Here is a 23,416-nt window from a genome sequence, read left to right on the forward strand (position 1 = left end):
GAATAATGCTGATCAAGTCAATCAATTGATGCTTGGATCATCGTCATCCAGTCAGCTGCAGATGTCGGATAGTTATCGTTTGGTAATAAATGGTGGCAAGTCGATGGAGATTCCACTAAAGGCAAGAAACAATAGCTCATTAAGCCTTAATAATTTAACGATGAGTATTTTGCCGAATGATGGCAGCTTAGTCGCATCGACTAGTAATACTTGTGGTGCGACATTATTAGGTCGAGGTTATTGTACTAACAACTATACCTATACGGCACCGAATGCAACAACACATGAGCAAAAGCTCTATTCATTGGTCTATGGTAATACGTCAAATAATGGCAATAATAGTACAGGCACATTGTTAGGTGTTGATGTATATCCTACGGGTGGCTTTATTCCAAGTAATGCTTTGACCAATTTAATTCCTGGTGCGTCGGGTAATGTTGTCGTTGAAAATGGTGTCATGTATGTTGCGACATTAGGTCTAAGTATCTCAAAGGATAATGGACAAACTTGGCAAACAGTTTCAGCACCTGAAATTGCTGATCCAAGTTCAGTGAGTAATGTTACTGTATCAGGTGATGATATTTATGTATCAACTTATGCCGGTTTATCTTTATCTCACGATGGCGGCAAAACTTGGCAGACAAAAACAACAGTCGATGGCTTGCCAAGTAATTCAGTGGCTTATGTCTATGCGTCAGGTGATGATGTTTACTTAGCAACAAATGCGGGATTAGCCATTTCGACAGATAAAGGAGCTACTTGGGCAACTAAGACAACGGCAGATGGTCTGACAAGTAATGATGTGAGAATGGTTACAAAGAATAATGGTGAGATTTATTTAACAACACGTAGTCCAGGAGGGGTGTCTTTTTCAACAGATGGCGGAACAACTTGGACAACCAAAACGGTAGCAGATGGGATCTTAAACGATAACCGCTCAATCTATGTTGATGGTAACAAAATTTATGTTGGCGGGTATCAAGGGTATTCAGTCTCAACTAACAATGGTAGCACCTGGACAAACTCAACATTACCACAATTACAGTATGCAGCGGTATATGGAATTTATGCCGATGGCGATGATATTTTTCTTGCCTCAGGTAATGGAATTTCTGTGTCACACGATGATGGTGTTAATTGGACGTTGGAGAATAGCTCTAATAATAATTTGCCTGGTGATTTTACGTCAGCAATCTCAAAGGTGGGTAATGTGCTATATGCAGGCACTGGCTATGCACTAGCTAAATCAACGGATAATGGTAATTCATGGCAAGTTGTATACTCGGCACCAGGTGTTTATGCTGATAGAGTCTCATTTATTAATAACTTAAATGGCACACTTTATGCCGGCACGATATCAACGGGATTGTATATCTCTAAAGATGATGGCGTTAATTGGCAGAATTATAATTCTAAAAATGGGCTTTCAAGTGATACGGTGGATGGTGTCTGGGAGGATGCCAATTCTAACACTTTATACCTAATGGTAGGAAATGGGCAATCCACAATTAATTATTCGCGCGATAATGGCAAAACTTGGACGCAAGTTCCTAAGGCAACCTTCAATAGTAGTGCAAATGGTGTCTATACATTAGGTAGTGATGTTTTTGTGCCAACCTATGGTGGTTTGGTTAAGTCAACTGATAATGGTAATACTTGGTCTGCACCGGATAACAGCTTTGGTAGTCAATTATATGGCATTAGCGGCGAGGGCGATAATATTTATCTATTTGGTAATCATGGGCTTTGGGTGTCGACCGATGGCGGAACCAATTGGACGAAAAAATATAATCCAGCAACCTATTTTGGCTCTCAAGGAGGTGTCTTTGTAAGTGGTCAGAATGTCCTCATTAATACGTGGAACTATGGTGCGGGCAAGCCAATATTGCTAATCTCGACTGATGGCGGGAACAACTGGGTATCTAAAACTGCGGTTGATTTGGGTATGCCTGCAGGGAGCTATATTGAGGGAGCAATCATTGCCAATGGTACCATTTATGTCGCAACTTGGGGGTTTGGGGTTATTTACTCTACTGATGGTGGTAATACGTGGTTGCGTAAAACAACGGACGATGGTTTGCAAGCTAATATGGTTTATCGAATAAATGCTGATGCAAGTGGTGATGTTTTCTTAGGAAACGTAGCTGGTTTTTCAATTATGAAGGTCGGTGATGAAGGTATTTTGATTCCTGAGTAAAACAAAGAATCGGTTTATGGACATTAGGCTCATACTAAAAAATCCACAGGTATAAGATAAGATGTAAGAAAGGTTTATCTTTGAGCCAAGTGAGATAAAGTTTTACAGTTTATCCTGAGTATATTAATTATAAAGGTGAAAAATGGCATACATAAAGAGTTATAGTAAGACCTATAGAGATGTTACTGCTGAACAAATTTGGACGATTTGGTCAGATATTCAAAAACGATCTCTTTGGGATGATGATACTGAGTGGGCAACGATGGATGGAGATTTTAAAACTGGTAACACTTTTCACTTTAAGCCAAAAGGCGGTCCAAAACTTAAAATGAAGTTAGTGGAGTGCACTCCTAATAAATCTTTTACTGACTATTTTCGATTGCCTTTTGGGCATCTTTATGGGGTTCATAAGATAGAAGAATTTGAGGAAGAGATTTGTATAACAACAACTATTCAGATCAAAGGCTATCTATCGTGGCTATGGCAAAAACTTTTAGGGGAAAAAATTGTTGCAACGTTACCTCGTCAGACAGAGCTTTTAGTAAAAGTTGCAAGAGAAAACTAATCGAGTAAGAAAGGGGTGTTACTAAAGAGTGTTTTAAAGTTGATGTTTCAAGGTTATATCTTGGTGCCTCTCTATGTATGTATCTCACTTTGGATTAAAAGAGCTTGGGGAAAGTTTGTCGTCAATTAGCTGAATCATATTGCGATTATTTAGCACTCAAGAGTCAATAATCGATATTTTGCAATTAATACATATGTTTACATATTTATGTGACTTTGCATCGTTATAGTGTCGCTAGATCACGGGGAGTGTTGTCACTGCTTAATAATATTTAAGTGTTAAAAGAACGGTAAAGAGAAAATAAAATGGTGTCAAAAGTAATGATGATTTGTGGATTGCTAATCTTTTTTGTAATGAGCAATGCCAGAACCATGCTTGTAAATAATCATCCAGTAACAGATGGTTTTAAACTAGCTATTGGCAATGGTTACTGGAGTATGCGCCAGAATGAAGCGGATATTTTAATCCAGACCTATAATACCGATCGCAGTGATTACTACGTGCAAGATCTTGATTATGGCTGGATGTTTAGTGCTGATAATTGGCAATCTGTGCATTATGGCGTAGGTATTAGACTTTACAATTTTATCAAAAGCAATGGTAATGCGGTTTTGCCGGTTCCCGAGCTGTACTTTAGTAAACACTTTAATCAAAACTTAAGCCTTGTGGCTAATTTAGGGAGCTTACTTTATTTGTATGATATTGGTTTAGGCGGTGCTTATAACCTAAATCGCCATTTGTCGGTCAACGTTCAAGCGCAATATATGCCAAGTATCGCGATAATGGGGCATAACCATAATATTAATGGTCTAGGCGCTCTAGTTGGATTGACGTGGATGGCTTAAGGTCATTAAACCACCATTGTGATAGATAAGGTTGATGAAGTGTAGACGCAAGGCTGTATCGATGGGAAAAAATAAGGAATGTTTTATTCAGTACGCTAAAAATGTACACCAGTGTTCAGTAAGTGAATTGTTAGATGACTTTGCTGCAGCAGGTATTACTGCTCAGCAAGCATCTCAATTAACAGGATATGCAGTTTCAACGATTAATAAGTATTTGCGTAAACATCGGATCAAATTGATCAATGAACACTTGAAATCAGTTTATGAAAAGCCCTCAGTATTTGAGGAAAACTTTTATAAAGCAGAAGTGAATGTTTTTAATTTTTTAAGTAAATCGTGGAATCGTTAAAAAGCATTAATTATGGGGGTGCTTATGAAAAAATTAATATCAGTAATGGGATTTGCGCTATCAACAATTGCGATGGCAAATGCAAATGGACATCAAGCAATGGCTCAAAGTGGATTAACTCTTGGTGTTGAGGGTGGTTATGGTCAAATTACTGGATCATTGTGGGATCAAAGTAGTTTGGATAAAAAATCAGGTGGAGCAATTGGCAGTATTGACCTTGGAGGGCAATATGCAGTTAACTCATGGCTAGCATTAGGCATACAGACCAATCTTATGTATGGACATAAATTACTAAGTTATGGAAGTGATGATATCGATTACAAAGCAACGTTTGCTTTGCCAATTCAGTTAACCGCACAAGTTGTTTTGCCAGTTGGTATGAATTTGTTAGCGGGTGTGGGGATGGCGTATATTGTCCAAAGAGTGACCTATGGTAGTGGCGCAAATCAAGATGATGAACTGGGTAAAAAATGGAATCCTGTCGTAAGTATTGGCATTGGTTATCAAGTGACATCAAGATTTAATATTTTTGCAAAATATCAATATATCTGGGGCAAGAAAGACAAGGCAGTATTCCCTCAAGCGGGACAAAATAATACTAATCCAATTCAAGCATTTACGCTTGGGGTTAGTTATACGTTTGGGGTTTAGTTTTTTTAGTGTTTAAAGTATAGATTTTACATTTTTATAAACGTGGGGAGCGTTCAAATGAGTGAACATATTACGGAGAAAGCGTTGCAAAATCCCTCTTTGCAAAAGGTGGTGTTGTTAAAAACATTTCAAGACAACCATTTGCCTATTGATTTTGCGCACGCCAAGTTTGCGCTAGATGGTCAGGATGTTTTGATCGAAGCACAGAATGGCGAGGTTTATCATCTTGTCTTTGGTGGGCAGCTTGCGAGTCTAGACAAAAAAGCATTTGAACTGGACTTTTCCGATGGTAAGACGCTAACGGCGCAACAGGTACTAGATATTGCCTCTGCCAATATCATTAATACAGATGGTCACCTAACACATGAGAAGACTCAGCAAGATATAACACAAAACCATGAACAGACCAAAGTTTATGTGATTGATGAGACAGCAAGTGCAGAAAGCCAATCAAATGAAGATGGAAGTAACCTGCAAAGTGATGTCAATGAAACAATCAATAATATGCTTTCAGAGACTTCACAGGAGGCTGATAATACTAACCACATTACAGCGACAAATGTTCCGGTTGTTGAAGCGCAAAGCCAAAATAATAGTCATAGTGAAACCTCGCAAAACAATGATCCGACAGTGTCACCAAAGCTAACCGTATCACCTGATTTAAACATGTATATTCCGCAGCCGAGATATAATGATGCAAATCATACGGTTACGGTGGGAGGTCCAGATCAATCTTTGGGACAAAAAGCGCAATTAGCGCCTGTGGTATTGGATCTGTCTCAATCTCATCATGGCTGGACGGTTGATGCTAATCAAGCCGGATCATCTAAACAAGAAACAAATTTACAAAAAATCTTTGAGCTGCCTGCAGGTTCCGAGATTAGCAGTATCACAGGTAGTGGGTCATCCAATATAACAATAATCACGCGTGATATGCAGCCTGATCTATCAAAAAACCAATTTGCCATAGATTATGATACGTCTGATACGAGTGCACATAAAATTATTACCATTCACTTTAGCCCTGCTGATAAACAAGGGCGTACTGAATATGTTATTAAACTCGATATTACTGATAATCCATATCAGACAACAGATGGTGATGGTACTTTTATGCTCGGTACTCATCCAAATGCTCAAGAAATCACTGGCAGTCAATTTGATGACATTATCTTAGCTTCAGACCGAGGTAGTGATAGTTATGATGGTGGCGCCGGTAATGATACGGTTGATTACAGCAATCATCTTAATGGTGTGACGATTACTGGAACAGATAACGGCGTGAATAGCTTTAGTGGTGCTTTTAATAACGGTATAGAAAAAGTTGAACAAACATTAAAAAATATTGAAGTTATTAAAGGAAGTTCAGCGTCAGATACATTTATCAGTAGTACAACAACCAAAGCTACCTTTGCAGCGGGTAAAGGTGATGATCATTTTGTGTCTCATGGGGGTGAAGTTGTTTTTGATGGTGGTCAAGATAGTGACACGGTTGATTACAGTGCTTTGGGTGCCAAAAATACCGGGGTTAGCTTTGATCTAAAGCATATCGACTTTGTATCGACTAACCCTGTCAATTCAACAGAAGCTGTTGATGGCATTGTCGTTGATCTTAACAATGGCACTATTATGCATAGTGGTAACAAGCAAGATCATATTGACAATGTCGAGCAATATATTGGCACAAATCATAACGATCAATTCATCACGAGTGCCTCAGATGATAATATAAGTACAGGCAAAGGTATTGACGAGGTCATTGGCAGTCAAGGTAATGATCATATTAGCTTTGGTGGTTTGGGTAAGATCGATTATTCAGGATTGAATGATGTAACCAATATCACAGTTGATGGCAATGAAATGTCAGTAGATAAGCGCTCTGCATCAAATACATCAATCGGAAGTGATACCGTCAATGGCGCTGTTAATGAAGTTGTCATCGGTGAACTAGGTGGCGAAATCCACATTAATAATAATGGTGATTTAACGGTTGTTGGCGGAGGCAATGCGTCACATAATACCTTTTTTGCTGATGGTGCGCATACGGCATTTATTGGTGGCGGCAGTGGTGATCATTCTAATGCAACTAATGTTTATAATATAGGACAAAACAAGTCAGCAAATGCTTATATCGAAGGGCATGGTAAAACTAATACGATCAACTACTATAGTGGTGTAGCCGATTTCAAAGGGGATGCCAATAGCATAAACGATACGATTAATATCATGCTTGATAGCGGCACAAACAATGATATCGATCTAAAGTTATATGCACAAACTTCTGAAGTCAATATCAGTGCGGCGCAGTCAGGAAGCGACGGCAGTATTGCCATTGAAAGCTATCAAGGTGTAACAACTGTTCACAATAGTTTTTATGCTGGCATGCAACCTGTTAATTATATAGTTCACGGAGGACAGTTGATCATAGATTATTCGGATCCTTCGGTCAGTCATGATGTGACTACTTTGGATGTTAATCTAAAAAGCGGTGTGATCGATTCAGATCAAGGTGTCTTAGGCATTTTACAAAGTGGTCAATTAACTGAAATTAAGGGCTTAAATACAGGGAACACTACGTTTACACAAGGCAATTATGGTTTTGACGCGGTAGCTTATGGTGATAATAACACCTTTATTCTCAGCGGTGCTTATGGCATGTCCATTAACGGTGGTGCTGTTGGCAGTCATAACAATACAGTCGATTTATCAGAAGTCGGGAATGTTGGTTTAAATGTTGATCTGCAAAATGGGATAATCACCGATAATAGCGGTTCATATTTAGCCAATAAAGTAACACATATTCAGAACATTATAGGTACACAAAAAGGTAATGCGACCTACCGTTTATCAGACAACTATGATGGACAATTAACTTTACAAGGACAAAACAATGTAGTTGTCTCAACCAAGGGCAATAATGCCAATTATCAGCAGCACTCAGAAGGAGCGATGGGTAATTTCAATTTTAATAATCAGATAAGTTATGATAATCAAGACGCTCATATTACCATGACCGATTTGGGGACAATCACTAAAGCAGGTGGAGGTGTCGATACTTTCGAAGCGAGTACTGGCTCAGCGCCACATGTTACATTTACCGATATCATAGGCAGTCAATATGATGATGTTTTTCATCTGAAAAATCATTACACAGGTGATGATTATAACCGAACATCAGGTGTGACCTATCAGATCAATGGTGGCAAAGGTGATGATATTTTCTCTTATGAGGATGGCTCTTATGGAAACTATAACTTGGCAGGTGGTGATGGTAATGATGAGATTATATTTAGTGGAACTAATACTAATACTAGCCAGATAACTATTAATGGTCAGCATCAAGGGACTTTCTATAGTGTAGGTGGTTATAATTCCAGTCAATTTAACGCGATTGAAAAAATCACTTTTCATACAAATTATAACTATCTTAATATAAATGCGGCTAACGCCAATCTAAACATTGATGCAACGTACGCTGGCATGAGTCTTGTCGATATTCATGCGATGGTAGGTAACAACGTATTTGATATGCCAGATTATGAGGTGGTAAGTTTTGATTATCTTAGTGGAGGTGGATTGACTGGTTCTGTATTGTCATATTCTAAAATGAATGATGCGCTAACGATTGATTTAAATAATGATTTAGTCACTGATCAACGAACCGCTGTTAATGATGAGATTCATCATGTGCGTAGAGTACAAGGTGGGCATGGTGATGATACGATTAAGGGATATAATAATGCCGATAACTTTGTATATGCAGGAGCAGGTAATGATACCTATAACTTTAATAATGCAGGACACAAAAATTATTACGAAATTGACATTGGGGTTAATCAGTACCTAGGGCAAGGGCAGCATGACTATAATACATTTAACAATGGTTCAACAAATTACTTTCAAAAGTTAACCGTTGACTTAAGAGCTGTAGCGGGCAAAGAGTCTATTACCAAGGATTATGCGTATGGGGCTGATGGTAGCGATACAATCAATGGTCATCTAGATGTATTGAACTTTAATGCTGGAAGTTATGCTAATGGTAGTCTTAAGACCTTTGATTTTTATGGTAGCGACAGCGAGTCTAGCCTTTTGAATTATTCTAACTCTAATGTTAGTTTAGATAGTCATATCTATTTTGGTAATGCCAAGCTTGATCTTTCCATTAAGTCATACAATGGAGGATCATATCAGCAGAATATGACGGTTGATTTTAGCCGCTTAAATCAGGAGATTGATTTTCATTTAGATGGTAAAGGAGGTAATACTTATAGCGTTGACACAGGAGGAGTGAGCGACAATATCTCTCAAAATGGACAGTTACAATCAGAATTTGATGTTATTGGCACAAAATATGATGATGTATTTGATTTCTCTTCTTTGGCAAGTTTAGAAAAACGCTTTGGTCAGAGCAGCAATAGCTTTGATGCAGGCAATGGTGATGATACGCTGCGCTTGAATCGTCAGATACATGTTAATAAGGACTTGAATGTTGAAGATTTATTTGAAGACTTTCACAACTTTGAAACATTCGATATCAAAAACATGATCAAGGATGGCGGAGCTGGCAATACCTGGACATTTGATTTAGATAACTTCATTCATCAGCATCGCACAGATACCAATAATCATTATGAACTTGATGTTGATAACTTCTCAGATATTGCTTGGCTACACGGCGGTTCTTTCACGCAAATTGACAGAACGCATTATCAATATAATGCAAATGGCAAAACCATCGATGTGTATAGTCAGCGTAATACGGTTTCAGAACATAGTAATGAACATCATAGTTCAGTGGATAATACACATCATGATGCGGCTATCGCAGGTTGATTTGATTGATAAAAGGTAAATACAATGACAAAGATTAAAAATTTTTCAGCACTTATTATTGTTATGGGTGCGCTGATGATTGCTTTTGCTGTGGTTGATATAAAGGCATTAATCGTCGTTATTTCACATAATACGGTGATCAATACGCTGATTGTGACGGGATGTTTTTTGGCTGTTTTATATGCTATGTGCAGTGCAATACAATTAAGAAAACAAGCTAATCTATGGCAAAGAGAACTTGCAAGTGATACGCCTTTTGCTGATGAAAAAGCGCTAAAAAGCATTTTTGGGTCGAGGTTTTATCACCTTGTAGCAAGTAATGGTGGTGCTTTGGAGGCGCTCATTGAAGAATGGCGTGAGTATAAAAGTTGGAGCATTAAAGCGCTAGAATATATGTCTGCGACTTTGATCGGTTTGGGACTGCTTGGGACATTTATTGGTATGATGCGCACTATGAGTAAGGTGTCTGATGTGCTTAATATGTCGAGTGCATCAAATATACTGAATTCATTAACTGCACCATTAGCTGGAATGTCAACGGCATTTTCAGCTTCTTTATTAGGCTTACTATTTTCTTTAATTGTTGGGCTTTTTGCGATTATTCTAGCACGAGCAACGACAGATTTTACTCAGCAGATTAAGGCTTGGATGTTAGATAATAATATGTCCGACAGTGAGTCTGGCAATCATAGTAGTTTAATCAGTAAGGGTGCTAAGCCAACGTTTAAACTATTGAACGAAACATTGCCTCAGATTGCCGTGTTATTGCAAAAAAATAATGAGATGATAGCAACGTTACATAGCGCTCAAGAAAGTATGCAACAGCAACATAATCATGTTATTGCATCAATTGATCAAAAGCTAGATATCTATTTACAGCAATGCGTGAGTGCCTTGGCAGCAGTTGATGAGAAAATGTTGCAGATTACGAATGATTTGCCAGTAGTTAGTCAAAACTTAATGGAGATTATTACTCATAGTGCAAGTACAACAGACTTACTGGTTCAAGAATCTCATCATCGAGTTGAGGAAATGAGTGTTTTGGTGAGTGATTTAATGTCTACTTTCCGTAAATTTCAAGCAGTAATTGTCGATGATGTTGAGCGAATCGAAAAAGCCACTACTACGCAATCATCAAACATATCTCTTAACCTGCTTCAGCAAATGTCTCAGATCAAATTCAGTTTAGAAAAAATGCTCAATGAGCAAAGTCAATTGTAATTAATTACAAATTACTATTATTAAGAGGTTATTATGAATAAGTTTTTTAAGGTAGCTTTGACTGGCTTATTAAGTATGGTAGCAACTATAGTGACAGCAGACCAACAACCGTCGTTTTCATATATTGACTTTATGCCAATAGAAATCAAAGCGCTGCTAAATACGAATGCGTCACAAAAGACATTGGCTTTAAAAACACATAGCGATAAATCAAGTGATGTGCGCGTGTTATATCCAACGGCACAAATGCTCTTTAAAGCCCATATATCTGCAATGGAAAAAGATGTTAGAGCACCACAGAAAGCAGTAAGCAATAGTTCTATTTATGTTGATTTATCTGAGGCGATTAACAAAGCGTTACACTATGACTTATCAGTCGATGTATCTAAAATTCAGGAAAAAATTGCCAAAGCAAAGCTTAAGCAGGCAGGCTCTAAATATTGGCCTCAATTACAAGGGACATTAAGTTTTGCAAATTTTCATTATCTTGAAGGTAGTGATTATACAACCCCAGATTCTGATGTGCCTAACATCAACATTTCAGCAGTCTATACGATTTATGATTTTGGGAAACGCTATTCCGCCTACGAGGCACAAGATAGCGCATTACAAGCAAGTAAATGGCAACGTGATATAACCAATCAAATGGTGACGGCGAAAGTCATTAAAAACTATCTCATGTATATACAATATGCTGAACTTGTCAGTGCGGATAAAGCTTATTTAGCACGTGTTAAAAATATTGCAGATAAAGTCAATAAACGAGTAGATGCTGGGCTGTCGATTATGTCAGATTTATTGCGATCAAAGGTTGCTGTTGATGAGGCAAATAATTTCTTAAGTAACGGTGAACTGAGATTACAAAAAGCCAAAGTCGACCTAGAGACAATCACTGGATTGTCTAGTGATAGCCAGCGTAATTATACATTCTACCAAGGCATCACTCAGCAAAAATCATTTCCAAAATCACATCATTTAACACTTAACTATATTTATCAGCATAGTTTGCTATTGAAGCAACTTAAAGCGCAAGTATCGCAAGCCAAGTTTAACCATGAACAAGCAGTTAGCCAAGACTATCCGACTATTAATGTCAACGCTGGAGCAACCCAGTGGAGTCGGTCGGTTAAGTCGCCAAAATTAAGTGGAAGTGTTAGTATAACAATGCCTATCTTTACCGGAGGATATAATTCAGCAGCAATTGAAAGTGCGGTACAGAGCCAGTTTCTTGCTGAAGACAAACTAACAATGGCTATGCGTAATATCAATCAACAGTTAGAAGATAATTTGATTGTTTATCAGCGGATGCGTAAGAATTATGCGATTAACTTATTGACTGTCTCAAAATATAAAAAAGTGAATAAACTCTATAAAAAGGAATTTTTTGCAGGACATAGACCGTTATTGGATTTATTGAACTCTGAACGAGGGTTATATTTGGCGTTGATAGAAAAAATTAAAGATAAGATCAATGCCTATGAAGCACTGGTTAACCTCTATGAGCTTGCTGGAGAAACGCGTGATGTATTGAAATTTATACACATGAGACAGTAATAATGAGTTCGATAAAAATCAGCTTGCTAATTGTTAAATTGAAATCAAATAAACTATTGATTGAATTTACTGCTTTTGCTCAACAGTCTTCATTTAGGAGTTATTTGTGAAAAGAAAAGCCTTTACCTATAATGGCGGCAATAATAAAACAACCTTTTGGGTGAGCTATGTCTCCTTAATGGTTATTGTTTTAATTATGTATGTATTTTTTAATATGATCTTAGGTTTTTTATCTAGTATGACAGTACGTAACCAAGCTCAGGAAATACAACAGTCAAGTAGTAACGTAGATAATGAGGCAGTATCGTCAAAAAGTTATAAATATTTGCAGCAAAATAAACGTACAGATTGGGATTTTAGCTTAAAATTAAAGTCTGATAGTTATCGCTTAAGCAAGGCTGACTATGACAAGGTAAAAGCGTGGGTTGCTCAGCATCCTAATAGAAAATATGTCGTTGTCGTCTATGTTGCTAAAAATCAGAATTTTTCAACAGGTTCTCTATTAAGAAAGCAATATCTAATCTATAGTCAGTTACTAGCTTATATGCTGAACTCATTAAAAATTCCATCATCCAATATTGTCTATCAAGATAATTTACCTTCACCTTATCCTTATGACATGATCAAAATGACGAGTGAACCATTAAATAAAAAGTAAGTGTTTTATGCACTAATGGCACTACCTTAAGAAGTAGCTTGTAGATATAGATTTTGCAACGAACTTAAATCCACCATCCCTGATAAAGAATGGATTGCCACGCATCCATGCTCGCAATGACACCCTATGACTTGTCATCCTGAACTAGGATGGCGTAAGGATCGTGTGCGAAGCTGCCATGGATGGTTTGTGATGGGTATACGGTTGAGTTCTTAAACTTCAGTAAGTGCTGTATTTGCCCCAGTAAGCATGGGCTTTAGAATGTATTGGGCAACGGTTCTTTTGCCAACGATAATATAACCGTCGACTTGCATACCAGGATATATTTTAATGTGTTGGTTGTGAATGTCTTGCTCATTAAGATCGACATCAACCTCAAAGTACGGTCTTTTATTGCCATTGATGTTATCATCTTTAGTGTCAGCACTAATAAGAGATACTGTTCCAGATAGAAAGTTTGCACCAATCGTTGAAATCGAATTAATAGCAATTTTCACAGGCATGCCAACCCACAATTTGTCGCGATCACTTGGAGATACTTTAAGAACGCAGATGATAGGAACATTGTCAGGAGATATTTCAAATAGTTTACCTCCTGAGGGTATAAAAGCTCCTGCATTAGACTTAAAGATGCTTTGAATTATTCCATTGGTTGGGCTAAAAACATTCTCAATTTTTTTGCGATCTGATATTCCGGTTTGTTTGGCGTTAAGCTCAGCAAGTTGTTGCTCTAATTGTAATAGTTTATTGCGTTTATCTGACATGAAATCGGTATGGATTTTAGTAACCTTTAATTGAGCTTCATAAGCTTGAGATTTTAAAAGTTCTTGTCTAGAAATAGCGGTATTAAGTTGATTAAGAATCTTTTGCTCTTCGGCTTCTTGATTGAGTAATGCAGATTTTGATGCAGCTTCTTCTTTAACCAAATCTTTAATTATTTTGACTTGATCTGAGATGAGTTGCTTTTGCTTTTTTAAACCTTCAATGTCTATGGTATTGGCTTTGATTTCATCAAGCTTTTCCTGATAGCTGTTTTTAGCAAGTTTTTCATTTTGCTCATAGGTATCAATCTCACTGTCATAGACGTTCTTTTCTGTCAGAAACATAGCTTGAGTGACGCCCTTAATATTAATATTTTCCCATATGAATGGTTTTTGATTAATCTCCGCATTAAGACGTGTAGCTTGTAGCTGTAGCATGGCAATACTACCTGTGTTCTTGGTGTATTCTTGACTAACATAGCTATTATCTATTATGGCGAGGAGTTGTCCTTTCTCGACATGTTGTCCTTCATGAACAAGTAGCTTTGAGATTGTGCCTCCTGTAGCGTGTTCGAGCATGATGTTTTTGAATTTGATTTGTAGATAACCCTTGGCATGCACCAAAATATCAAGACGCAAGAAGAATAAGCTAACCAAAAATGCGATAAGTAAGCTTGCCAGCATAATCTTGAGATTGACACTTGAGTTTTTTACGGCAGTAACAAATTGTTGACTATTTATTTTTTTGAGTAAGGGTTTCATTTTTGTATCCTGATTTTTATCAGATTAGCTGTGCTTGAGGTTTGATTTGATTGATTGAGGAATTGTATTTGACTTGTCAAAATATTGTGCTTAGTGTGCATATAGTTAGCAATTTGAGCATAAAGAATGTAAATTTTGCGTAGCATTGCCCCAAGAGATGCATGTGTTTTGTTTGAAAGTTGTATGGAAACTTGATAGCGAGCATTGCTACTTTTCGGATGCTTCTTCAACCATTGATCGATCATTTGCTGTTGCAAACTTGAAAAGTTTAAGGCGTCATCAATCGGTAGAGTCAAATCCCACTTTGTCACGTTTGCACTCTGATGCATATAAACAATAGGAGGCGGTGTGTGATGAGGTTGGGTTTTTGTTGACGGCTTCTGGTGTATATCAATCGTCATTTTTTGAGCGATGTTATACATACTTAGACGAATGATGAATACAATGCTAAACATGATAAAAATCATCACTAAAACAGTTAGCATATCGACATAAGCTGGCCAAATAATATCATCTCTTTTTTCATGTGCCATATTTATTGAGTCCTTTGAGTTTTTAGAAAATTTTGTTTGTTATCTGAAAATACAATACCTGTTGAAGTAAGAACCGAAACTTGATCAACCAATTCAAGCAGGCTAGTGCGGTTTGAAAAAATGATGAGTGTGATCTCTTTATCCATTAGTCGTTTGCGCATGTTCTCGATAAAGGTGTTATGCGCTTTGAGTGATAAAAAGGTTGTGGGGTCATCTAGGATATATATTTTTTTGTCACTTGTTAGCGCCCTTGCTAAGTCTAACATTTGCCGTTTTTCATCAGAAAGAAGCTGACTGAAATGGTTGAAATGTGTATAGATACCATCTTTTAGATAAGGGATAATCCAATGCATAAAGTCTAAGGATAGAGCGGCTCTACACTTTTCTTTGGACGCCCAGAAATAACTAAAAATGGTCTCATGAAATAAAACGTATGGATAGCTAGAGTAGTAAGCATTTTGTTGTAAAGCATCAAAGCCATAACTTTGATTGCGTTGAAATTGTATATTACCGCTGCTAGGGGACATGATGCCCATCAGTATCTTGGATAGTGATGTTTTACCAGAGCTAGGCTCAGCAATTATCAATAACCTAGAGTGTAGCGGAATATCTAAGCTAACGTTTTCAAATACATTGGATTTGTTGTCAAAAGATAAATTAACTTTACTAATGTTCCAACCATCTGCCGTTGGTGACTGAAGATTATGACTAATGGGAAAAGGCGGTTGTTTATTATTTTCCGATGATTGAAAATCATTTATAGCATGAACTAAGTCTTTTACCTGTTTAAATGTTGGGATTGCGCTTAATAAACCCATAACAGGTTGAGATAGTTTTCCAGCCAATAAGATAACAGCAAATAGCGCACCTTGAGATATGACGTTTTCTTGGAGTAAATAGAATGCCAAAATAACGGTAAATACGGTTTGTGCTGAGCTAAGCAAAAAAATAATGGCGTGAAGATGACTATTTTGTTTGGTTTGCGTATTTTCTGCAATATCAAACGCCTCATACCTTTGACGGTATAGAGATAAAAATGTATGTTTCATTCCGTTGGCAATGAAATTTAAAAGTCCATCAGTTGGAATGTTTGTTGAAACATATTTTTTTTGATAAGTACCAAGAAAGTAAAAAATTAGCACAACTTGAATGATGCTAATAATCAGTGGCACGAGTACAAGATAGCCGCCAACTAACCAGATACAAAACAAAAACAGAAAGAAAAAAGGTAAATCAATATAGTTGCCACTGATCACACGCCATGCGAGCATTCTTAACTGCCCCAAACTATGAATGATGGTTTGTTGGTTCTTACCCCATTGATTATTTTTTGATGCTACTGCGTTAGTCGTGCTTTTGAGTATGGCGGGTTCGATGAACTGTATTATTTCGCTAGATAGTTTAATAGCGCTTTCTAACCTTACTTTTTTAAGGATAAATTCAAGCCCCAATAGCATTAAGACGATAATTGATAATGTCCAAAGCGATGCAGTCGCGAATGCAGGCAATACTCGGCTATAAATAGCATTCATATAAAGGGGAATGGATAAATAAGTTAGATTGATAATAAGAGAGAGCAATAGCAAATAAATCAATTTACCTTTGAACTTCTCCCAGAGATGAAGTGGTTTAATTATTGAAAATTCGTGTGTTTTTTTTTCAAATCTGTAGAGAGTGTAATCGTTTTTTGTGATATCTGTGGCAGACTTGATTGTCCACTTATCCCCTATTTTAACTAGAAATTTGTCATTACTATTTTTTAGTTGATTTATTTTTTCTTTGTTAAATGCAATATCTATTTGACTGCTGATGATATTTAGGATGGTTTGATCATTTTGAGTATCATCAAGTAAGAGATATAAGCGAGTGAGTAACTCTTGTGAGATTAGTGATCCATGTGTTTGAAGATGTATTTGTTGTATTGAATGCAGCAAGCTTGATATATCTTGACGCAAGAAAAATTTTTCAGTTGTCATAATCCCCTACATAAAATTTTGTATTTTTGTTGAATAAAGTCTTGTCTTTGAGTGACCTCTTGCAGTAATTCAGCGAAATGGATTGCATTCTCCCCTTTTTAGTTATTTCATTGTGATGATGATCATCTTATGTTGAATGATATTTTATCTAGTTGATATGTTTTAAGTTTGTAGAATTATTTATTTAATATGTATTTTTTATGCGTTTCCCATCAGTTTGAGAAAATAAGTCATTGCTCGTAACACCTCATATCTCATATCCCCCTCGTAAATTAAGCGCACCAATGATTAGTCAGTAGTATATTTTGCAGGTGAGGCTTTCAAATCCTTGTTAATCCTTTAATATACTTCCACCAATTAAGTTGTTGTGAGGTTATTATGGCATTTTCATGTTTTTACAAAACAATCAAAAAAGAAGCAGTAGAATTAATCGTTGTCCCTGTTGATCAATACCAGAGTTGGTTAGAGCAGCAAGCGCAATCAAGGCAAAATACGCTTAAAGCACAAAGCTTTAAAGCCATCTCTGGTAAGAGTGCTTTATTTTTTAATAGTAATGGTGAGTTATCCGCAGCATTAGTCGTTGTCGATGTTAAAGACATGTGGTCAATGGCGAGCTTATGCCAGTCATTGCCGCATGGTGATTATCAGGTTGCCGACCCTTTTGATATTGTCGATTCCGAACTTTTCTATTTGGCATTTGGCTTGGGCTGTTATCAGTTCTTAACGTATAAGTCAGATAAAAAGACTAACACCATTAAATTGTATTTACCCAAAAAATTTGCAAAGGTTGAGAAAACCTTACGCGCGATTTATCTAGTCCGCGATATGATCAATACACCCGCTGCAGATATGGGTCCTGAAGAGATTGCACGACAAACACAAAAGCTAGCACAAACATTCTCGGCTACTTTTTCAGAAATTGTGGGTGATGATCTATTAGCAAAAGGCTATCGCGGTATTCATGCGGTGGGACGTGCCAGTGCCAGAGCACCAAGACGCATTCGCCTAGATTGGGGTAATCAAGCGCACCCGCATATCGTGCTTGTTGGTAAGGGTGTGGTTTTTGATACGGGTGGTTTAGATATTAAACCGGCTAGTGGCATGCTGTTGATGCATAAAGATATGGGCGGATCAGCACAAGTCTTGGGATTAGCACGTTTGATTATGGACACACAGTTGCCAGTGCGCTTAACAGTGCTTATTTCAGCGGTTGAGAATGCGATTTCAGGGAATGCCTATCGCCCAAGTGATGTGATTAAAATGTATAATGGCACAACCATTGAGGTGACCAATACTGATGCTGAAGGGCGGATTGTATTAGCTGATATTTTAACTGAAGCAACGCGTGAGAAACCAAAACTTGTAATCGATTTTGCGACATTAACGGGAGCCGCACGCATTGCGGTTGGTACTGAGATTTCAGCGTTTTTTGCCAATGATGAGGATTGGGCACATAAGCTCACGCTTGCGGCAGAGAGGGTACAAGATCCAGTGTGGCGTATGCCGTTATACGCTTCTTATCGAAAACTCCTTGATAGTCAGGTTGCAGATATTAAAAACTCAGCTTCTGTACCATATGCTGGCAGCATTAGTGCAGCATTATTTTTACAAAGCTTTATTGAGCATAATACGCCATGGCTTCATTTTGATTTAATGGCATGGAATATCTCGAATATGCCAGGACGAATGATTGGCGGCGAGGCCATGGGGATTCGTGCAGCATATGAGATGCTTAAAACACACTTAGGGGTATGACGATCACCAAATCACCTTGATAAAATACCATAGTAATGAATCAAGAATAAGTTGCGTTTTAATTACCCCCCCTCACCCGTACAGCCTAAGCTGCACGACCTCTCCCACAAGGGGCGAGGTACTAGCTGATGCAACTTATTTATACATTGTTACATAGCCTAAAAAGCCGACTATACTTATTGCAGGATAACTCAATGAGGAAAACTTATGGTAGTGACTGCAAATACGATGATTGAAGCATTTTATGATCTGATTGATGAAGCGCAAAAAGTCGTCGGCATTGAGCTTGATGTCGAGGTTGAGGCTTTTGTTGTTTATGCACTACTCAGAAATGTAAAATATACTGAGCTTAAAGACATAACTTTTGCACAAAGCCTATTAACTGGCATCTCACATAAAAATACCGATGAGCTTGAAAAAGTACTAGATTGCTCTTTAATCTATGCTGGATGGTATCCAAAGCGTGCACAAAAGTTAGGTTTGTCACCATCTTATTTTAGCGATATTGGTAAAACAGCGAGCCTAGAGCTTGCTTATTATTATCGAATATTGAAATCCTCTTATCAGAAAACCTATGCTAAAATCTCCGAGGAATTTGATCAACTTGTGATGTTGTTGCAATCATTTTTAAGTCTGCAAGAAGTTCAAAAAATATACACGCACGGGTTTTTCCCAGTTAATCACAAAAATAGTTAGGAACTCTTTCAAATAACCAGTACATTATAGTTTCTAACGATTGGTTGGTATGAAGTGATTGGTATGGAGCACATCTCGTTTTTATCCGGTGCTTTTGTTTTTGTAATGATTTTTTTTGCAGGCTTTGTTGATTGTATTGCCGGAGGTGGCGGCATGATCACCATCCCAACATACTTAAGTGTTGGCGTGCCGCCGCATTTGGTGTTGGGTACCAATAAGATGATGATGTCGATGGGCACACTTTCCGCGGTTATTCGTTTGTTGTGTTCGGTAAAGGTTTATTGGCGTACGATTATCTTAGGCGTTGTACTGGCATTTATCGGCTCTTTACTGGGTGCCAAACTGATTAGTCATCTGGTGAGTTACCAGCTGATGACAACCTTGTTACTGATTATTATTCCGACGATTTTACTTATTGGCGGGTTTAAAAACTACCGATCGCAAAGTAACTACACGTTGACGCCAAAGTTCTACCTATATTTGAGTTTGGTGTGTTTTGTTGTCGGTGCCTATGATGGCTTTTTTGGTCCGGGAACCGGAACCTTTTTGTTCTTGGGGTTTATGTATATTTTGTCGATGTCAGCCAAAGAGTCAGTGACTAATGCCAAAATTGTTAATTTATCGGCGAACTTTGGCGCTTTGATGTATTTTTTATGGACGGGCAATATTGACTGGCACATTGTGATGATCGCCTTGCCTGCGGCAATGATGGGGTACTTGTTGGGTGCGCAATTTGTGCTTAAGGCAAATGTTAAGTGGCTTAAGAAGATTGTTATGTTAGTGCTTTTGGGACTGATGATTAAGTTGTTATTTTTTTAATCCGTATAAACCCAAATATTTTGCTTCTTAGTGGCTAGACATATTTGTTTGCTATGGTAGTATCTTGCTGTATACATAGCGATAAGTGATCGCATGATTTTGTTACAAAGTAGCGAAGGCTAGACTGTGAAAAGGAATCAGTACGACAGGTTTTATATGATTTGATCAATGAAACAAACGTGCTAATAAAAAGATAAAGGAAGGTTGAAACAATGCAAAGTGAACTTCAATTATTATCGCAGTTAAGCGATTTAGTCTATTTAGCAAGTGATTTTAAAAAAACGCTTATGCTTAATAATGCGGGTAAAACAACTGATCAAGAGGTTCTCAAATTTCGTGAGAAAATTCGGGCACAATTATTAGCGATGCAAAATCAGCTGAACACCGACTACAGTGGTAAAATTGCCGAGTTTATCCTTTTCCCGATTATTGCGAATGTTGATGAGAAATTTATGTTATTGATTACTGAACGTGAGTTGCCTTGCCATTGGGATACCTTACAAGCTGAATTTTATGGGCGCACTGATGGCGGTGAGTTTGTTTTTGATGTGTTGGATGAAGTACTATCAAATAAAATATACCCCAAGATCAGCTATGAAGTGCTTCTTATGGTATTGCAAGATAATTTTTTAGGGAAATATTATCAAAACCCAAATCATGCCGAGCGTCACCAGTATATTTCACGCGTCAAATCGATATTAAAGGACTTTAATCAAAATGCGAATATAAACGAAGAAGCTGTTGCCACAACAACTTCACGTCAACAGATGCCCAATAGTCGTAAAGCGCAGAATGTTGTCTGGAGCGTCATTGCGATATGTATTCTGGTGCCGCTTGGCATTTACTTTTTTGCGTAACAAGGAAAACAAGGAGGGTAGATATGCAGTTAGCATTCTTAAGCGAGATTGAAGATATTGTCCAACTTAAACGCTTAAATCCGATGTTGATGAGTGGCATTGTCCATCAATATCAAGAAGGAAAATATGAAGCGGTTATCGATGCAATTAGCCAATATGTTGAAGAAACCAAAAGTATAGATGTCTATATTCTTTTTATGGGGTATGCCGCGGATTTGTTTTTGAGCGCAAAGTCTTTGGCAGATATTAATACAAGTATTAAGTCTTACGATCAGCAGCTAAATATACTATCAGGACGCTTATCTCCTTTAGAGCGTTTTGATACTACTTTACTCAGTGGCATTGATATCTTTGTGCAAATGCTAGATATGAAAATAACCGCTGAAATCAAACAGGTTAAAGTCTTTGATGTCGATGCGTTGATTGAGTCTTATGAATTATTATTAGATACCGTGAAAAGCTTAACTTCAATAGAATTGAAGTTAGACTCACGTAAGTCGATATTAACAACGAATAAAACCATCAAAGAGCTTAAGTTTGCTATTAAGCGGCTGCTTGATAAAGAACAACAACAGGAATCGTTAACGACTGACGTTGATCAGGCAAGTGAACCTGTCACAAAACAAGTCCCACCAAAAGAAGCTAAAAATCGCTATATTGATGAGTTTGCCTCAGTCAAATGGTATAAATTTGTCAAAAAAGTACTGATTTTACAAAGCATGATCAATGCAAAACGCTTTTTCGAGGCCGCAATTGTGTATGAAGATATGCAAAAAGAGCTGACACATTTTGATCCAAAAGATTATTTTCCTGGGCTTTTTTTCCCGCTATACAAAAATCTAGCACCTAATGCGCGAACAATTTACAAGCATATTGAGCAGAACTCTAATTCATTGGAATGGCATATTGCCAAGAAACTCTATCAAAGTGATCCGATGCGTTTTTTACGTGAGTTACCCAATATGGCAGAGAATAATTATCATGATGAGCAATTTCATCAAGGAGATTATGCCGAACCTATGCAAAATGAAGGGCGTAAGTTGATGGAGGATGTCAGTATGTTATCAGAAAGTGAAGATATTCGCTTTAAAGAAGACATTGTTGCTGATCAAGAAGAGTCACTCATTGACGAGAATGAAATCGATCATTTGTTGGAGGAAATTGAAGGCGTTTGGGATCAAGCAGGCCTATCGAAAGAATAAAGAAGAAAGCTTACCACTCAACAATACTTAAGGTATCGGGGACATCGGCAATTTTAGTTGTAATGGTTTCTTGATCTAAAAGCCCTGTTTTAGCATCGTGATATTGAATCACTGATGCGCTATTGATCAGGCCATAGCAAATCGCAGTACGCACATTTTCACCAGCGTATATCGCACCACAAAAGCTTGAACCAAAAGCATCTCCTGCACCTAGTGTGTTGACAACATTATCAATTTTAAGTGCGGGATGAAAGTACATTTTTTTCTCGGTGGCAACATAAACCCCTTCGCTGCCATCAGTCACGACAACGATGCGTGGTCCAAGATTCAATGCTTTTTGAAAGAAAGCTTTTAGTGAGAAAAAACTATCTTGATAAACAGGTTGTGCTTGTAGCAGGTTTTGGTGATGATCCATTGCGGTTTCATCCGTTGGGTTATCTTCGCAGCTTAATAAAGAGCTCATGAGCTTTTGTGCTTCTTGATAATTCATGATTAAGATATCAATGCCGCTTAAGGCCTCTAAAATAAAGCTACTACCAACTTCAAGTTGGCTATAGCCAGGATTAATGGCAACTTTGGTATTACATACTTTGGCGAATTTGACGATTTGCGGCAGCTGCGCGGCAGAGGCTTTGCTAAGCGATGTGACATAGACAAAATCAGCTTCTTCAATCGCAGCAATCGGTAAGTCTTCGGTTAATAAGTCGCGATTAGCGCCTCGATAAGCAAATATTGTACGATCACCCTTAAGCGATGGCACGACATAAGAGGTTGCCGTACCATAGTGATCAGAGTAGCGCACAATCGAGGTGTCCACGCCTTGCGATTTTAGCTCTTGCAATAATGACTTACCGATATTATCTTTACCTACTTTGCCAAAAAAACGCACGTTAAAGCCAAGTTTTTGCAAGGAAACAGCGGCATTAGTTGCCCCTCCACCACTAAAGCATTTCTGGTCAGTGACTTCTATTTTGGCGCCTTCCTCAAGTAATAAATAGGATTGCTTGGTGTGCGGTTTTTGGATTTCCATGGTTTCCATTTGCTCATATTCGATAATTGTATCTAATGTTGCACCACCGATGGTTAGAGCTTTCATATGCGGGCTTACTCCAATAAAAAATTAATGATAGATATTGTGCCTTAATTTTTAGCAGGTGTCATGAATGTAATGGCGTTGAAACG

General features: G+C 37.7%; 18 protein-coding genes. 14 read left to right on the forward strand and 4 right to left on the reverse strand.

Annotated elements, in window-relative coordinates:
• The 9 genes from ACTS4L_RS07130 to ACTS4L_RS07170 all read left to right on the forward strand — a co-directional run.
• A partial coding sequence (locus ACTS4L_RS07130) for a YCF48-related protein (protein WP_440651877.1) occupies nucleotides 1–2,197 on the forward strand: 2,197 nt, incomplete at its 5' end.
• A gap of 142 nt (nucleotides 2,198–2,339) precedes the next feature.
• Nucleotides 2,340–2,762 (forward strand): hypothetical protein, encoded by a 423-nt coding sequence (locus tag ACTS4L_RS07135; RefSeq protein WP_440615712.1) that lies wholly within the window; start codon nucleotides 2,340–2,342, stop codon nucleotides 2,760–2,762.
• A gap of 371 nt (nucleotides 2,763–3,133) precedes the next feature.
• The gene (locus ACTS4L_RS07140) at nucleotides 3,134–3,607 is read left to right on the forward strand and encodes a hypothetical protein (protein WP_440651879.1); all 474 of its coding nucleotides are present in this window, start codon (nucleotides 3,134–3,136) and stop codon (nucleotides 3,605–3,607) included.
• A gap of 61 nt (nucleotides 3,608–3,668) precedes the next feature.
• Complete coding sequence (locus ACTS4L_RS07145; RefSeq protein ID WP_440615714.1) at nucleotides 3,669–3,956, forward strand: hypothetical protein; 288 nt, start codon at nucleotides 3,669–3,671, stop codon at nucleotides 3,954–3,956.
• A 24-nt stretch (nucleotides 3,957–3,980) separates the two neighbouring features.
• Complete coding sequence (locus tag ACTS4L_RS07150; RefSeq protein ID WP_440651881.1) at nucleotides 3,981–4,607, forward strand: outer membrane beta-barrel protein; 627 nt, start codon at nucleotides 3,981–3,983, stop codon at nucleotides 4,605–4,607.
• A gap of 57 nt (nucleotides 4,608–4,664) precedes the next feature.
• Nucleotides 4,665–9,440 (forward strand): beta strand repeat-containing protein, encoded by a 4,776-nt coding sequence (locus ACTS4L_RS07155; protein ID WP_440651883.1) that lies wholly within the window; start codon nucleotides 4,665–4,667, stop codon nucleotides 9,438–9,440.
• 24 nt (nucleotides 9,441–9,464) lie between these two features.
• Nucleotides 9,465–10,661, forward strand: coding sequence for a MotA/TolQ/ExbB proton channel family protein (locus ACTS4L_RS07160; RefSeq protein WP_440651885.1), 1,197 nt, complete (start codon nucleotides 9,465–9,467; stop codon nucleotides 10,659–10,661).
• Between the two features lie 33 nt (nucleotides 10,662–10,694).
• Entirely contained in the window at nucleotides 10,695–12,215 is a 1,521-nt protein-coding gene (locus ACTS4L_RS07165; RefSeq protein ID WP_440651887.1) for a TolC family protein, read from the forward strand.
• A gap of 106 nt (nucleotides 12,216–12,321) precedes the next feature.
• Nucleotides 12,322–12,873 (forward strand): hypothetical protein, encoded by a 552-nt coding sequence (locus ACTS4L_RS07170; RefSeq protein WP_440615720.1) that lies wholly within the window; start codon nucleotides 12,322–12,324, stop codon nucleotides 12,871–12,873.
• A gap of 212 nt (nucleotides 12,874–13,085) precedes the next feature.
• On the opposite strand, the gene ACTS4L_RS07175 is transcribed toward ACTS4L_RS07170, so the two are convergent.
• The 3 genes from ACTS4L_RS07175 to ACTS4L_RS07185 are packed head-to-tail and all read right to left on the reverse strand — an operon-like array spanning nucleotide 13,086 to nucleotide 16,905.
• Entirely contained in the window at nucleotides 13,086–14,396 is a 1,311-nt protein-coding gene (locus ACTS4L_RS07175) for an HlyD family type I secretion periplasmic adaptor subunit (RefSeq protein ID WP_440651889.1), read from the reverse strand.
• Nucleotides 14,393–14,929 (reverse strand): hypothetical protein, encoded by a 537-nt coding sequence (locus ACTS4L_RS07180; protein ID WP_440615722.1) that lies wholly within the window; start codon nucleotides 14,927–14,929, stop codon nucleotides 14,393–14,395. The genes ACTS4L_RS07175 and ACTS4L_RS07180 overlap by 4 nt, the downstream gene beginning before the upstream one ends.
• 2 nt (nucleotides 14,930–14,931) lie before the next feature.
• Entirely contained in the window at nucleotides 14,932–16,905 is a 1,974-nt protein-coding gene (locus tag ACTS4L_RS07185) for an ATP-binding cassette domain-containing protein (RefSeq protein WP_440615723.1), read from the reverse strand.
• A gap of 378 nt (nucleotides 16,906–17,283) precedes the next feature.
• Here ACTS4L_RS07185 and ACTS4L_RS07190 point away from each other — a divergent pair, with 378 nt between their 5' ends.
• From ACTS4L_RS07190 to ACTS4L_RS07210, 5 genes are all read left to right on the forward strand, one after another.
• Nucleotides 17,284–18,660: a leucyl aminopeptidase family protein gene (locus tag ACTS4L_RS07190; protein ID WP_440651891.1), complete on the forward strand. Its 1,377-nt coding sequence runs from the start codon at nucleotides 17,284–17,286 to the stop codon at nucleotides 18,658–18,660.
• 207 nt (nucleotides 18,661–18,867) lie between these two features.
• Nucleotides 18,868–19,356 (forward strand): hypothetical protein, encoded by a 489-nt coding sequence (locus tag ACTS4L_RS07195; RefSeq protein WP_440615725.1) that lies wholly within the window; start codon nucleotides 18,868–18,870, stop codon nucleotides 19,354–19,356.
• Between the two features lie 63 nt (nucleotides 19,357–19,419).
• Nucleotides 19,420–20,175, forward strand: a complete 756-nt coding sequence (locus tag ACTS4L_RS07200; protein ID WP_440615726.1) for a sulfite exporter TauE/SafE family protein — start codon at nucleotides 19,420–19,422, stop codon at nucleotides 20,173–20,175.
• Between the two features lie 212 nt (nucleotides 20,176–20,387).
• Nucleotides 20,388–21,032, forward strand: a complete 645-nt coding sequence (locus ACTS4L_RS07205; protein WP_440615727.1) for a DotU family type IV/VI secretion system protein — start codon at nucleotides 20,388–20,390, stop codon at nucleotides 21,030–21,032.
• Between the two features lie 23 nt (nucleotides 21,033–21,055).
• Nucleotides 21,056–22,234, forward strand: coding sequence for a type VI secretion system protein IglI family protein (locus ACTS4L_RS07210; RefSeq protein ID WP_440615728.1), 1,179 nt, complete (start codon nucleotides 21,056–21,058; stop codon nucleotides 22,232–22,234).
• Between the two features lie 10 nt (nucleotides 22,235–22,244).
• Here the strand turns inward: ACTS4L_RS07210 and ACTS4L_RS07215 are convergent, their stop codons facing one another.
• A complete protein-coding gene (locus ACTS4L_RS07215; protein WP_440615729.1) occupies nucleotides 22,245–23,330 on the reverse strand; it encodes a carbohydrate kinase family protein in 1,086 nt (361 codons plus the stop codon).
• Between the last annotated feature and the right edge of the window lie 86 nt (nucleotides 23,331–23,416).

This window comes from Cysteiniphilum sp. 19S12-1, assembly GCF_052030685.1.
In the GTDB taxonomy this organism is placed as follows: domain Bacteria; phylum Pseudomonadota; class Gammaproteobacteria; order Francisellales; family Francisellaceae; genus Caedibacter.